This window comes from Mycobacterium sp. (assembly GCF_035697385.1).
Lineage (GTDB): Bacteria > Actinomycetota > Actinomycetes > Mycobacteriales > Mycobacteriaceae > Mycobacterium.
Map to the genome: position 1 here is coordinate 1 of NZ_DASSCY010000018.1, position 13,492 is coordinate 13,492.

General features: G+C 67.5%; 12 protein-coding genes and 1 tRNA gene. 10 read left to right on the plus strand and 3 right to left on the minus strand.

Features of this window, described 5'->3' with window-relative positions:
• Nucleotides 1–143 precede the first annotated feature (143 nt).
• Complete coding sequence (locus VFH65_RS01625; RefSeq protein WP_353319382.1) at nt 144–599, plus strand: GNAT family N-acetyltransferase; 456 nt, start codon at nt 144–146, stop codon at nt 597–599.
• A gap of 36 nt (nt 600–635) precedes the next feature.
• Here VFH65_RS01625 and larC read toward each other — a convergent pair whose 3' ends face one another.
• The gene (gene larC / locus VFH65_RS01630; protein ID WP_414688334.1) at nt 636–1,865 is read right to left on the minus strand and encodes a nickel pincer cofactor biosynthesis protein LarC; all 1,230 of its coding nucleotides are present in this window, start codon (nt 1,863–1,865) and stop codon (nt 636–638) included.
• A gap of 300 nt (nt 1,866–2,165) precedes the next feature.
• On the opposite strand from larC, the gene VFH65_RS01635 reads away from it, so the two are divergent.
• Genes VFH65_RS01635 through VFH65_RS01670 form a run of 8 tightly spaced genes read left to right on the plus strand, consistent with a single transcriptional unit; the run spans nt 2,166 to nt 12,523 of the window.
• Nucleotides 2,166–3,839 carry a class I adenylate-forming enzyme family protein gene (locus VFH65_RS01635; protein ID WP_353319384.1) on the plus strand — a complete coding sequence of 558 codons (1,674 nt, stop codon included), beginning with the start codon at nt 2,166–2,168 and terminating at the stop codon, nt 3,837–3,839.
• Nucleotides 3,840–3,856: 17 nt separating this feature from the next.
• A complete protein-coding gene (gene aroF, locus VFH65_RS01640) occupies nt 3,857–4,891 on the plus strand; it encodes a 3-deoxy-7-phosphoheptulonate synthase (protein WP_353319385.1) in 1,035 nt (344 codons plus the stop codon).
• Nucleotides 4,892–4,904: 13 nt separating this feature from the next.
• Nucleotides 4,905–6,917 (plus strand): FAD/NAD(P)-binding protein, encoded by a 2,013-nt coding sequence (locus VFH65_RS01645; protein ID WP_353319386.1) that lies wholly within the window; start codon nt 4,905–4,907, stop codon nt 6,915–6,917.
• Nucleotides 6,914–8,305, plus strand: coding sequence for a class-II fumarase/aspartase family protein (locus VFH65_RS01650; protein WP_353319387.1), 1,392 nt, complete (start codon nt 6,914–6,916; stop codon nt 8,303–8,305). Before VFH65_RS01645 ends, VFH65_RS01650 begins: the two co-directional genes overlap by 4 nt.
• Nucleotides 8,302–9,420, plus strand: a complete 1,119-nt coding sequence (locus tag VFH65_RS01655) for a branched-chain amino acid aminotransferase (RefSeq protein WP_353319388.1) — start codon at nt 8,302–8,304, stop codon at nt 9,418–9,420. Before VFH65_RS01650 ends, VFH65_RS01655 begins: the two co-directional genes overlap by 4 nt.
• On the plus strand, nt 9,420–10,019 hold the full coding sequence (locus tag VFH65_RS01660) for a DsbA family protein (RefSeq protein WP_353319389.1): 600 nt from the start codon (nt 9,420–9,422) through the stop codon (nt 10,017–10,019). Before VFH65_RS01655 ends, VFH65_RS01660 begins: the two co-directional genes overlap by 1 nt.
• Before the next feature lie 18 nt (nt 10,020–10,037).
• Complete coding sequence (locus VFH65_RS01665) at nt 10,038–11,303, plus strand: ATP-grasp domain-containing protein (protein ID WP_353319390.1); 1,266 nt, start codon at nt 10,038–10,040, stop codon at nt 11,301–11,303.
• Nucleotides 11,300–12,523: an ATP-grasp domain-containing protein gene (locus VFH65_RS01670; protein WP_353319391.1), complete on the plus strand. Its 1,224-nt coding sequence runs from the start codon at nt 11,300–11,302 to the stop codon at nt 12,521–12,523. The genes VFH65_RS01665 and VFH65_RS01670 overlap by 4 nt, the downstream gene beginning before the upstream one ends.
• A gap of 62 nt (nt 12,524–12,585) precedes the next feature.
• Here VFH65_RS01670 and VFH65_RS01675 read toward each other — a convergent pair whose 3' ends face one another.
• A complete protein-coding gene (locus VFH65_RS01675) occupies nt 12,586–12,990 on the minus strand; it encodes an HNH endonuclease (protein ID WP_353319392.1) in 405 nt (134 codons plus the stop codon).
• Nucleotides 12,991–13,037: 47 nt separating this feature from the next.
• Nucleotides 13,038–13,112, minus strand: a tRNA-Thr gene (locus VFH65_RS01680).
• A 49-nt stretch (nt 13,113–13,161) separates the two neighbouring features.
• Between VFH65_RS01680 and VFH65_RS01685 the strand changes: the two genes are divergently transcribed.
• Complete coding sequence (locus VFH65_RS01685; protein ID WP_353319393.1) at nt 13,162–13,491, plus strand: hypothetical protein; 330 nt, start codon at nt 13,162–13,164, stop codon at nt 13,489–13,491.
• Nucleotide 13,492: the final 1 nt, after the last annotated feature.

Consider the following 13,492-nt stretch of genomic DNA (forward strand, 5'->3'; position numbering starts at 1 on the left):
GGTGAACATCGACAACGGTTATGGCGCGGGCCACCTTGCCGCTCAGATCGCCGCACCGTCCTGATCGCGAGACCCAAGTGCTTGATGATGATGACCGGCCGGGTTCTGGTTACCTCCCGGACCCTGCGGCGCCCGCCTGGTGCGTGCGACCAGTTCCCGCCGCCGAGGTGTGGCCTATCCGCCGCCAGGTGTTGCGTCCGGGACTGCCGTTTGAACGCAGCTGCTACGCCGAAGACGACCTGCCCGGCGCCCGGCATTTCGCCGCGCTCCACGGGGGCCGTCCGGTGGGTGCGGCCTCGGTGTATCACGAGGATCCGCCCGCCGAATTCACCGTGCCGGGCCTGAAACCGGGCCAAGGCTGGCATCTACGAGGTATGGCCACCCTCGACGAAGTTCGCGGCACCGGTGCGGGCAGCGCGCTGTTGCACACCGCGCTCACGCACGCGCGGCTCGCCGGCGCGGGAGCGGTCTGGTGCAAGGCCCGCACTTCCGTCGCTGGCTTCTACCGCAAACACGGATTCCAGACCCTCGGTGAGGAGTTCGAGATTCCGGGCATCGGGCGGCATTTGTTCATGTACTGGATGGACCGGAACGATTGATGACCAACACGGTTACTGCGCCGGCCACCTTGCCGCTCAGATAGCCGCACCGTCCTGAGGTTCGCCAGGCGCGCTTGACCATCGTGCGCCGGGGCGGAGCATCGCGGCGTCGGCGGCCGCGACCGCCTCGTCGAGCACCTGCCGCACCGGCACGTCGCGGGCCCGGGCCAGCGCTGCGGCGTCGTCGAACTCCGGGGTTGCGTGCACGATGCGGTCGGCCCGCAGAGCTACCTTGATCCGCACCTCGCCGCCGCGCAGCGTGACGGCCTGCCAGTCCCGGTGCAGGGCCACGCGCGACACCTGCGTCTCCCGTACGCCGATTGTCGAAGTCAGCGCAAAGACCTTGTCGCGCAGCGCTTCTCGCTTGGCCTCGTTGGCGAGTACGCACAGCGTGTGCGCGGGCCTGCCCTTCTTCATCACGATCGGCACCAGCCACGCGTCGGCGGCGCCCGCTTCGATCAGCGCGGCCAGCACAGTCGGCCACACCCGCGGATCCAGGTCGTCGATGTTTGTTTCCAGTACCCACATGCCGTCGGTCGCCGGCGCGTCGGCCATCGGAATGCCAAGGGCCACACGGACAACGTTGGCCCGGCCGGGGACGTCACGCCCGCCCGCACCGACTCCGACCGCCGTGATCTCCATCGGCGCCATCGACCCACACTCGTCTGCCAGTGCGCGGATCAAAGCCATGCCGGTGGGTGTGGCAAGCTCGCCCTCTCCGCCCGCGAGGACCTGCCACCCTCGGGCGAGTTCGAGAACCGCTGGTGGTGGCACCGGCATGTCGCCGTGGGCCGAGCCGATCCGCCCGGTGCCCACCGCTACCGGGCTGGCCGTCACACGGATTACCCCCAGCTCGGCCAGCGCGGCGCACACGCCGACGATGTCTGCGATCGAATCCCATGAACCAACTTCATGGAAATGCACGTCGTCCGTTGAGACTCCGTGCACCCGTGCCTCCGCGTCGGCAAGCCGCGCGAACGCCGCGAGCGCGGTCGTGCGGACGGCGCTGGGCAGCTCAGCGGTCTCGAGCATCGAACGGATACGTGCCCACGAGCGGTGCGGATGATCCTCGGCGCAACTTTCGACATCAACCTTTAGCGCGCGCAGGCCGGCCCGCTGCACTGTGCTCGTTCGTAGCTCGACCTCGCCGGGCACGACGGCCGATACTGCGAATTCGACTCTGTCGAGCGGTGCGCCCGCGTCGATCAATGCACCCAGCAACATGTCGCCCGCGATGCCCGCGGTGGCGTCCACCCACAGGTGCATTCCGGCAGTGTGCTCCATATCTGCCACGCTATGGCGAATTGTCGCTTTCCCATAGTCCTGTGTTGCCACCGGCGGGATTGTCAGCCGTCGGCGCGGTGCAGGGATGTTTCCTCGCAGCGGTCATACCGATCGTGAATGCGCTTGTGCCAGAAGGTAATCGCGTCTCGACGCTGAGACAGCCGCAGCACATCGAACGAGCTCGGTGCTTGCCCCGCAGATAGGAAAACGTTTCCTATCGACAAGCGAAATCTGGCTTCGCAGCGATTACGCAAGCACGACTTAATCACGACCATTTCAGTCATGACCACGTTCACACACAACACGGTCCTGACGCAGGACCTGCGGGCCAAGGTGGCCGCGGACTCCAGCATCGGCGGTGGCAACCTGCTTCCCTCGATGCTGGCCATCAATCCGTATCCGGACGAGCCGTTCATCAAGTCGCTGACTCCGGTGCCTTACACCGACGGCGAGACGCGGACCGAGTTCAGCCTCCGCGACCTCGACCACCTGATCCAGAGCTGGTCGGTGTGGTACCTGGCGCAAGGCGTGCGGCCGAAGGACCGCGTCGCGGTCTTTCTGCCCGACTCCATCGCATATTTCGTGCACTACTCGGCCATCGCTGCGCTCGGCGCCATCGCCGTGCTCATCAACTGGCGCTCGCCCCGGGAGAGCGCGGTCGCGTTGTGCGAGCGGACCGGCGCGATCGGTCTGTACACCGACGTGGAGCGGTTGGACCGGATGGCGCCCGATCTGGACAAGCTGTCGCTGCAGTGGATCAAGACCATGGAGGAGATGCCGAGTCCGGCTTCGGCGACGCTGAGCGACGAGGCACGGTTTTTTCATAGCCCCGACGACCCGGTGGGGATGATGCACTCGTCGGGCACGACGGGCCTGCCCAAGCCGGTCATCCACACCCACCGCACGATTCTGGAAGGCCCCAAGTTCCGTGCCGTCGACTACAAGGAGGAGCCCGGCGCCCGGATCATGACGGCGCTCCCGCAGTCACACCAGGGCACCATCTCGTTCACCTCCTACGCGGTGTTGACCGGACAGCCGCTGCTGGCGTGGCGGGACGTCCACGGCGAGGAGCTGGCCGCGGCCATCCCGGAGCACAAGCCGACGATGGTGATGGCCTTCGGCCATGCCTACCCCGAGCTCGCCGCGCTGGACACTCCCGCCGGCGCCCTCGACTCGGTGAACATCTGGGTCTCCATGGGGGATGCGGTGCACGAGCGGCACCTGAAGAACGTGCTCGCGCGTCGCTCTGCAGACCTCCCCCCAGCTGCCTTCCTCGACCGCCTCGGGACCACCGAGCTGGGATGGGGCGTACTGATGCAGCCACGCACCCTGACCACTCCGCGTAAGGACCGCTGCGTCGGCCGCTCGGTCGGCTTTGCAGAGGTCGCCATCCTGCGGGAGAACGGCACCCTCGCCGAGCCATACGAGTACGGCTTCCTCGGGGCGAAACCACCGTCGATGACCGTGGGGTACTGGGGCAACCAGGACACCTACTACCGGAGCATTCTCGCCGGCTACTGGCTGACCGGCGACATCGCCTACCGCGACGAGGACGGCTACTTCTACCAGGTCGACCGCGCGGTCGACGTGGTGCACACCGCCCAGGGACCCGGCTACTCAGTGCAGATCGAGGAGCTCGTCCTCAACGAGGTCGACGGCGTCAAGGACTGCACGGTCGTCGCCGGCGGGTACCGAAACGAGAAGGTGGCCGTCGCCGTGGTGACCGGAGAGGACATCTACCCGGAAGAGGTGTTGTTCGCGGCCAATAAAGCGTTGCGCGCCGCCGGGAAGCCGGAACTGGCCGTGGTCGAGGTCGCGAACGGCGAAGGAGACTTCCCGCTCGGCGTCACCGGCAAGTCGCTCAAGCGCTACCTGCGCGACAAGTACGAGGACCTCGCCCTCTACCTCGGCGACCGCCGAAACAAAAACCTCGCTACGAGCGCTGCGCTCACCTAATCCGATCGGAAATCACCGTGACTACTTCAGACACTCTGCTCGTATTCGACCAGACCGTTACCCGCGCCGGCGTCGAGGGATGGATAACGCACCTGGAATCCGCGGGCGCACCCCCCGAGATGTACTGGCTGGGCGGCACTTTGGTCCTTTCGGTATCCGATGTCGACCTCATCCACACAGCGGGGCCGAAGCTTCCTGCGCCGACCCACCGAGTGCTGAGGAACAGTGATGTCTGGTTGGGGCGCAGGGAACTGCGCCCTGGCGGGACCGAAGTCTCCTTCGGACCGACCACCATCGGCGACGGTTCTGTCGCGGTGATCGCCGGACCGTGTGCGGTCGAATCGCCGGACCAAACGCTGGCCACCGCGGCCGTCGTCGCCGAACACGGCGCAGTCGGCCTGCGGGGCGGTGTTTTCAAACCGCGGACCTCGCCACATTCCTTCCAGGGCCTTCAGTGGGACGGCCTTGAACTGCTGGCCGAGGCCAGGGAGCGGACCGGCCTGCCCGTCGTCACCGAGGTCGTCGACCCGGAACACGTCAAGCGGCTGGCCACGGTGGTCGACGCGCTCCAGATCGGGGCCAGGAACATGCAGAACTTCGCACTGCTGACCGCGGCCGGCCAGAGCGGCCTACCGGTCGTGCTCAAGCGCGGCTTCGGCTGCACCGTGGAGGAAACCCTCGCCGCGGCCGAATACCTGCTGCTCGAGGGTAATGACCAAGTGGTGCTGTGCGAACGGGGTATCCGCACGTTCGAGCCGTCGGCACGCTTCACGCTCGACCTCACCGCGGTCGCGCTGTGGAAGCAGCGCACCCACCTGCCGGTCATTGTCGATCCCAGCCATTCCGGTGGGCGGCCAGAACTGGTGGAACCGCTGTCGCTGGCCGCGGTCGCGGTCGGCGCCGACGCGCTACTGATCGATGTCCACGTCCAGCCGGAGCAGGCGTTGTGCGACGGCGCCCAGGCGATCCGCCCACAACAGTTCGCCGACCTGATGGGCCGGCTCGCTCCGGTGGCGGCTGGACTCGGCCGCCGCTTGAGCGGCGTCGAATAGATCGGGGCCGTTGGTGTTTACCGAGAAGCTGCAGCTGGCGATCGTTGGGCTCGGCCCACGCGGCTTGTCCGTCGCCGAACGCCTCTGCGCGAACGCCGAATCACTTCTGCCGCAAGGGCGGGAGCTCGTCATCCACATCATCGACCCGCATGTGTTGGACGGCGGCCAGGTATGGCGCAGCACGCAGGACCGGGTGCTGTTGATGAACACGGTCGCCTGCCAGGTGACAGTTTTCGTCGACGACACCGTCGACTGCGCCGGGCCGGTGGTGACCGGGCCGAGCCTCTACGAGTGGGCCCGCTCCATCGCCTTGATCGGCAGCCCGAATGTGCCGGAAGCCGATCGAGTCGAAGCCGCCGGACTCGGACCCGACGACTATCCGTCCCGTGCGTTCTACGGGAGCTATCTGCAGTGGGCGCGCGATCGCATGATCTGGACGGCACCCCCGGGTGTCAGTTTCGAGTCGCACCAGGCAACCGCCGTCGACGTTCGTGACACCCCAAATGGCTTGCAGGAAGTTGTATTACACAACGGGGAGATCCTCGGCGACTTGCAGGCGGTGGTGCTCGCACTCGGCCACATGCCGCATCACCTCGGCGAGTCCGAGGCGGCGCTGAGCCGATTCGCGGACCGACATGGCCTGCGGTACATCGCGCCGAGCAACCCGGCCGACGTGTCACTGGACGACATACGCGCGGGCGAATCGGTGATCTTGCGCGGTTTGGGCCTGAACTTCTTCGACTACATGGCGCTGTTCACCATCGGTCGTGGAGGCACGTTCGTGCGCGAGTCCGAAAACAGCCCGGCCACCCTGACCTACCTTCCGTCGGGACGGGAACCCAAGCTGATTGCCGGATCTCGGCGCGGAGTGCCGTACCACGCCCGCGGCAAGAACCAGAAGGGGTCGGCAGGCCGGCATCAGCCCCGGTACGTGACCGCCGAGGTGATCGAACGGCTGCGGACCCGCGCCGACGCGGGGGCACCCGCAGACTTCCGTCGCGACATCTGGCCGATGATCGACCAGGAAGTCCGCACGGTGTACTACGCGACCCTGGTGCAGGAGCGTCGATGCATCTGCGACGCAGACGAATTCACCGCGATGTTCGCCACGGCGGAGCCCGCGGCGGTGCCGATCTTCGGTGACCCACTGGCCGTCGAGGAGAGCGACGAGCAACGCACCGTGCTCGCCAAGTTCGATATCGATCCCGAACAGAGTTGGGACTGGCGCAAGATCGCGGCGCCATTCACCGACGACGACGTCTCCTCGACCCAACGGTTCCGCACCTGGCTGCGGTCGTATCTGGACCTTGAAGTCCAGGAGGCCGGCAAGGGGAACGTGACCGGTCCGCGCAAGGCCGCTCTGGACGTCCTGCGCGACCTGCGCAACGAGATCCGGCTGCTCGTGGACCACGGTGGCCTGTCGGGCGACTCCTACCGGGACGAACTGCAGCGCTGGTACATGCCGTTGAACGCCCACCTGTCGATCGGGCCGCCCGCCGAACGCATCGAGCAGTTCGGCGCCCTCATGGATGCCGGTGTGCTCGAGGTTCTCGGCCCGGACGTGCGGGTCGAGTGCTCGGACGGACGCTTCGTCGTGCACTCCGGAGCCTGTCCGGACCTCACGGTGCAGGCCGCCACGCTGATCGAGGCGCGCCTTCCGGAAACCGACCTGCACCGGACGACCGACCCGCTGCTACGCACGCTGCTGCAGCGCGGCGAGTGCCAGCCGTACCGCATTCCGATCCGCGGCGGTGGCTACTACGTCGCCGGGGGTGTCGCAGTGACCCGACGGCCGTACCGGCTGCTCGACGCTGCGGATCGCCCGCACCCGCGGCGTTTCGCGTTCGGCGTGCCCACCGAGTCGGTGCACTGGGTGACCGCGGCGGGCATCCGTCCCGGCGTCAACTCCGTGATCCTCGGTGATGCGGACGCGATCGCCCGCTCCTGCCTACGCATCGCGGCGGATGAGCGGCCACTGCTGCTCGCCGACGATCGTGGCGAACACCCGACCGGGAGATCGGCATGACGGACTACGGAATTCTGGCGCCCGCGTGGGCGGCGACAGGAGCGGCTGACCTCGTCGACGACAACGCGTTGCTGACAGCCATGCTTGCCACGGAAGTCGCCCTGGCCGAGGCGCAGGCCGAGCTGGGTGTGATTCCGCCTGGCGCAGCGAAGGCCATCAGGGACGCCGCCGTGCCCGCTTCCATCGACCTTGCGGTGGTGGCTGCGGGAGTGCGCGAGACGGCCAACCCCGTCGTGTCGTTCGTCGAGCAGCTCACCGCCGCGGTTCGGTCCGTCGACGCGTCCGCCGCCGAGTACGTGCACCGCGGTAGCACCAGCCAGGACATCCTGGACACGGCGCTGATGCTGCTGTGCGCGGCCACGCTGGACCGCATCGAAAACGATTTGATGGCATGCGCCGAAAGCCTTGCCGGACATGCCGATCGGCACCGGGACACGCCGATGGCCGGACGCACCCTGACCCAGCACGCCGTTCCGATCACCTTCGGCCTGAAGGCGGCCACCTGGCTGCATGGGGTGCTCGACGCCGTGGAGCGGGTGTGCCGGACGCGCGCCGCGTTGCCGGTCTCGCTGGGCGGCGCGGCGGGAACGCTTGCGGCATACCACCAGTACGCGCTGGACACGGTTGATCCGGCCGACGCGACGATGCGCTTGCCGGAATTGGTGGCCCGTCGCCTCGGGCTGGCGCAGCCGGCCCTGCCCTGGCACGGAGTTCGCACCCCCCTCGCAGACGTCGCTGCGAGCCTGATGGTCACCACGGGTGCGCTCGGAAAGCTCGCCGCCGACGTCCTCGTGCTCACCCGCACCGAGATCGGAGAGGTCACCGAAGAGCAGGCGCCGGGCCGTGGGGCGTCCTCGGCCATGCCGCAGAAGCACAATCCCGTGTTCTCGACGCTCATTGCGACCGCGGCCAGGCAGCTTCCACCCATCGCCCTCGTCCTGTTCGGCTCCATGGCCGTTGAGGATGAGCGGTCGTCGGGCGGATGGCACGCCGAGTGGCAACCCCTGCGGGAGTGCCTGCGCATCGGTGCCGGTGCCGCCGCCAATGCCGCTCGCCTCGCGGCGTCGCTACGGGTCTCGCCCGAGGCGATGGAAGCGAATTTGCGGCTGACCCGCGGCGCCATCGTCTCCGAGCGCGTCAACGTCGTTCTTGCGCCGCTGCTCGGCAAGGCCAACGCCAAACGCTTACTGGCCGAGGCGACTTCGGCGGCCGAGCGGGACGGTGACGATCTCGCTGACCTGCTCGCCGTCGCGCTTGAGGAGGCCGGAGTGGCTGTCGGCAACGTGCCCGGGCTACTCGATCCGTCCGGCTACACCGGTATGTCTGGTCCGCTGGTCGACCGCGCGCTCGAGCGTCTCGGAAAAGTTCGACAAGGAGAGTTCGCATGAATGATGTTGCCGCGCTGGAGTTCACCCGGCAGTATGCACAGCCGGTCGCAGCCGAGCGGCGGGACGAGCTGCTCGCGACGCCCGGATTCGGCGACACCTTCTCCGATCACATGGTGACGGTGCGGTGGTCCGCCGATGTCGGCTGGCACGACGCAAGCGTTGGGCCGCTCGCCGCGTTGTCGCTTCACCCGGCCACGATGGCATTGCACTACGGCCAGACGATTTTCGAGGGTTTGAAGGCGTTCTGGCGCCCGCACGGTCAGCGGGCCCTGTTCCGGCCCGCCGATCATGCCCGCCGGTTCAACAGCTCGGCGCGCCGGATGGCCATGCCCACGCTGCCCGAGGAGGACTTCGTCGCGGCGACCGACGCGCTGCTGCGGGCCGACGGCGACTGGGTGCCGCGCGTCAGGGGACAGGCTTTCTATTTGCGGCCGTTCATGATTGCGACGGAGACGGGCCTGGGCATCCGCCCCGCAGCCGAATACCTGTTCGCAGTGATCGGCACCCCGGCGCGGCCCGCATGCTCCGTGGACCCGAAGCCCATGCGGTTGTGGGCAGCCACGGAGTACGTCCGTGCGGCGCCGGGCGGCACCGGCGGCGTCAAGTGTGGCGGCAACTACGGCGGCTCCTACATCGCCCAGCGACAGGCCGCGGCAAACGACTGCGACCAGGTCGTGTGGCTTGACGCGCGGGAACGCCGGTACATCGAGGAAGCCGGCGGTTCCAACTTGTTCTTCGTGGAGTCGACCGCCCAAGGCGCCCGCCTCCGCACGCCGCCGCTGAGTGGAACCCTGCTGGCCGGCATCACCAGGGACTCGATCCTGCGATTGGCGACGACGCTCGGTTACCCGGTCGCCGAGGAGCCCCTCACGCTCGATGAGTGGGAGCAAGGCTGCCGAGACGGGCGCATCACCGAGACGTTCGCGTCTGGCACCGCCCGAGCCATCGCCCCGGTCGGGCACGTCGTCTCCGCGCAGCGGGAGTGGCAGGTGGGTGACGGCACCGCGGGCCCGGTCACGTCGCGCCTGCTGGACGCATTGATCGACATCCAGTACGGCCAAACTCCGGACGAATTCGGCTGGATGCGGCTCGTCGACACCGAGAGTGAGGCCTGATGACCACCGTCGATTTCTACTTCGACCCCGCCTGCCCGTTCGCCTGGATCGCCTCCCGGTGGATCCTCGAGGTGGAACCCAGGCGGGACATCGATCTGCGGTTCCGGGTGATGAGCGTGTCCGTGCTCAACGAGGACCGCGAGATCTCCGAGTGGTACCGAGACTTCTGCGACCGTGCGTGGGGGCCTGCCCGCGTCTGCATCGCCGCCGCCCAGCACCACGGGGAGGAGGTGCTGCGCGACCTCTACACCGCGCTTGGCACCCGAATCCACAAGGGGCGCAACAAGAATTACCCGGAGGTGATCGGGCAGGCCCTCGCCGAGGTGGGCCTGCCGCCCGAGCTTGCGGACGCCGCGCACGGGACCGACTACGACGAGGCGCTGCGCAAGAGCCACGCCGCGGCGCTGGAACCGGTCGGCGCGGATCTCGGCACCCCGGCCATCCACATCGACGGCATCGGGTTCTTCGGGCCGGTGCTGACCGCCATCCCGCGCGGCGAGGAGGCGGCACGCATCTTCGACAGCGCCAGGACGCTGGCCGCCAACCCTCATTTCTTCGAGCTGAAGCGGGCTCGCTCCGGCGACCTGAACTACGACTAAGAGAACGGACGAGTGCACATGAAACACATCGGGTTTGTGGAGTCGAACCGCTCCGGATCCGGGTTCGACGCGTTACGTGCGGCGCGGAAGCTGGGTTTGCACGTCACCTTCTTCACCTGCGGGCTGGATCGCTATCACGCGACACCCGGCGGCACGGAGGTACTGGACACCTGCGTCGACGAGGTCGTTTACTGCCCCACCCATGAGCTGGCGCAGCTGCTGGCCGCGGTGAAGGAACTCGACGCGACACATCCGCTCGACGCGTTGCTCTCAGTCGCCGAGTACGAGGTGGTTCAGACCGCCGAGGTGGCCCGCCAGCTCGGCCTGCCCGGCCCCGATCCGGACGCCATCCGAATCGCGCGCAACAAGGCCGACCAGCGGCGGCGCTGGGCAGAATGCGGCGTGCCTATCCCGGCATTCCGCGCCGTGACGACGGCCGAGCAGGCCGCGCAGGCCGCCGAGGAAATCGGACTGCCGTGCGTGGTGAAGCCGGTCGACGAGACCAGCGGGGCCAATGTCGTCCGGTGTACGACCGTGGCCGAGGTGGTCGACGGATTCTCGGCGGTGCGGTCCGAACCGACCAACCGCCGCGGTCAGCCCCGTCATCCCGAGGTGCTCGTCGAGGAATGCCTTGTCGGCTTCGAGGTCAGCGTCGAGGTGCTGGCCGAGGCCGGATCCGTTCGCGTGCTCGGGGTGACCGACAAGCTGGTCGGCGGCGGCAACCGGTTCATCGAACTCGGACATAGCTTTCCGACCGCGCTGCCGACCCGGATCCGGGAGGAGCTGGAACGGACCGCGGTGGCCGCGACCGCGGCGGTGGGCTTCGACCTCGGCATCGCGCACGTGGAGCTCAAGTACACGGCGGCGGGTCCCAAGCTGATCGAGATCAATCCACGACCGGCCGGTGACCAGATCACCGAGCTGATGGACCGCAGCTTCGGGCTGTCCACCATGGAGCTGCTGATCCGCCAGTACCTTGGCGAGGCCGTCGGCGCCATCGAGGCGAATCCCGTACGTGGCGCGGCGATTCGGTACGTCACCGCACCTGCCGGCGTTGTGGACAGTGTCACAGGACTGGAGATCGCCGCTGCGGTGCCAGGGGTCTGCGAGGCCGTGGTGTCCGTCGAGCCGGGTGCGCGGGTCAACCCCTTGCGGGTGAACGAGGACCGGATCGGCCACGTCCTGGCCACCGCCGACGATCCATACCTGGCCGGCCGGATCGCCGAGGCCGCGGCCCAACAAATCGCGGTGCACACCCACCGGGAAGCAGGAGAGACGACATGACGAACCTCGTGATGGTGATGCCCTACCAGGCATACATAAAGAAGGCCCAAGCCGAGGGTTTGCGGATCCACGCGATATGGGATCCGGCCGAGGCCGAGCGGCTGTTCGGCGCGCAGGCCGCCCAGTACCTCCGGGACGTCGAGGCACAAGCCGACGGTTTCCGGTTGGTGGATTTCACCGATCACGCCGCCTATGCCGACGCGATCCGGGCGGCCGTGCGAGAAACCGACGCCGACCACGTGTGGCATGTCGGTAGTGAGGAATCGATGATGCTGGCGTACGAGGTGGCCGACGAACTGGGAAAGGCGGTCAACTCACCGCGCTCGGTGGCCCTGCTCAACGACAAGCTCGCCATGCGAACCCTGTTGCGCGACAAGGGCATCTCCGCGGTCCGGTTCGCCATCGCGGAGCACTGGTCGGACGTCGCGGCACTGCTGTCGGACTTCACGCTGCCGGTCGTCGTCAAGCCGACCACGTTGTCCGCCAGCAGGGGGATCTATCTGCTCACCGACCCGGCCGACCTGCCCGCCTGGGGCGAGGAGCTGGCCGCCTACTCCTACGACGGGCCGCTGCTCGTAGAGGAGTACCTCCGCGGCCCGGAGTTCAGCGTGGAGACGCTGACGGTGCGCGGCGAGCACCACGTGATCGGCGTGACCCGCAAGCTGCTCGGCCCACTGCCGCACTTCGTCGAGCGTGGGCACCTGTTCGGCGCGTCGGCCACGGCGGAGACCAGTCGGGTGGCCGCCCTCGCGGTGGAACTGCTTGACGCCGTCGGGTACCAGTGCGGCCCAGCGCACACCGAGGTCATCCTGACCGCGGACGGGCCACGGATCGTGGAGTCGCAGGCCCGGCTTGGCGGGGACAAGATCCCGGACATCATCCAGATCGCACAGGGTTTCGACATCAAGCAGGCGATTTTCGGAGCCCTCGCCGGCCGGGCGCCCCAGCCCGGCCCGGCGGAGTCCATCGGGCACATCGCGTACCTGTGCTTCCCCAGCGGGGTCCTCCAGTCGGTGTCGGGCATCGACGAGGCACGCGGGCTGGATTTCGTTCACACCCTGAACTTCCCGTTCTCGGCCGGGGACGTGCTCCCCGAGACGGTGAGTTCCAAAACGCGGCACGGCTTCGTGATCCTCACCGCCTCCGAGGATGCCGCGCAGGCCCTGGCTCGCGCGGACCTGGTGCGCGAACTGATCAAGGTGGAGGTTGCGGCCACCTGAATTACATTGCGCCGTAACGAGAACGGGCACCCTGGCCAACGACGTTTACGGACGGAGGTTTCCTAGAAGGACTGGCCGTCGGCGTATCGCTGCCGGCGGTAGTGGCGCCCGTTGCCACGGTTGCGACTCTTGTACGTCGCAAGCTGTGGGTCACAGTTCGGACAGACCAGCCGCAGGTTTTCCCGTCGATTGTTCGTCGGGTCCCCATCGATGTGGTCCAACACCAATGCGAGAGGCAGGCCCAACCACTCGCTGGCTCCGCCGCAAATCGCGCAACAGCCCGACTGAGCGGCGGCAAGATATAGGCGTATGTAGTGACTGTGCTCGGCGTTGACCCACGCCTGGCCGGATTCGAGCCAGCGTTTCGTACTGGTCTCGCGTCGAACCACTGCCTGACATGCATTACTGCAGTAGACCTTCTGGCTGCGCTTCGAGAGTGGCGAACCGCAGCCGCGACACTGTCTCACGTGTAGGACGCTACGACCGGCTACCGACAACTGGCCGTGCCAGGCTGTGGAGCCTCCTATCGGGATTGAACCGATGACATTCCGCTTACAAGGCGAACGCTCTACCACTGAGCTAAGGAGGCCTGCGGGCTCCGAGTTTATCGGGTCGCTCGTACGGGCACCCCGGTGCCCGTGAGTGTCAAAGACGATCTGCTCGGTGACTTCCCGCATATATACCCCGGCCTGACGCGGCCGGAGATCGAGCAGTTACTGACTCTCCTCGACAAGAGCTCAAGTACCGAGGGTCGCTTGGGCCTGAGCATTGCGACCGCCCTCAAGCCGTTGGTGCCCGACGTCGCAGGCCGGATCGAGTCATGCCGGTCATCGGGCGATGTCGATGAGTACGTGCGCATGTTGCGGGGCGCCGCTGTGTTGCTGCTTCAAGCGTGGCGACCCGACGAGCAGCCGCCGACGCCGGAGAGCATGTCAACCATGGTCGAGACGGTTGAGGCCGACGACTGAC

Coding starts and splice junctions, on each gene's coding strand:
- larC (WP_414688334.1), bottom strand. CDS start 1,865: ATGCACCTGTGGGTGGACGCCACCGCGGGCATCGCGGGCGACATGTTG.
- VFH65_RS01635 (WP_353319384.1), top strand. CDS start 2,166: ATGACCACGTTCACACACAACACGGTCCTGACGCAGGACCTGCGGGCC.
- VFH65_RS01650 (WP_353319387.1), top strand. CDS start 6,914: ATGACGGACTACGGAATTCTGGCGCCCGCGTGGGCGGCGACAGGAGCG.
- VFH65_RS01655 (WP_353319388.1), top strand. CDS start 8,302: ATGAATGATGTTGCCGCGCTGGAGTTCACCCGGCAGTATGCACAGCCG.
- VFH65_RS01660 (WP_353319389.1), top strand. CDS start 9,420: ATGACCACCGTCGATTTCTACTTCGACCCCGCCTGCCCGTTCGCCTGG.
- VFH65_RS01665 (WP_353319390.1), top strand. CDS start 10,038: ATGAAACACATCGGGTTTGTGGAGTCGAACCGCTCCGGATCCGGGTTC.
- VFH65_RS01670 (WP_353319391.1), top strand. CDS start 11,300: ATGACGAACCTCGTGATGGTGATGCCCTACCAGGCATACATAAAGAAG.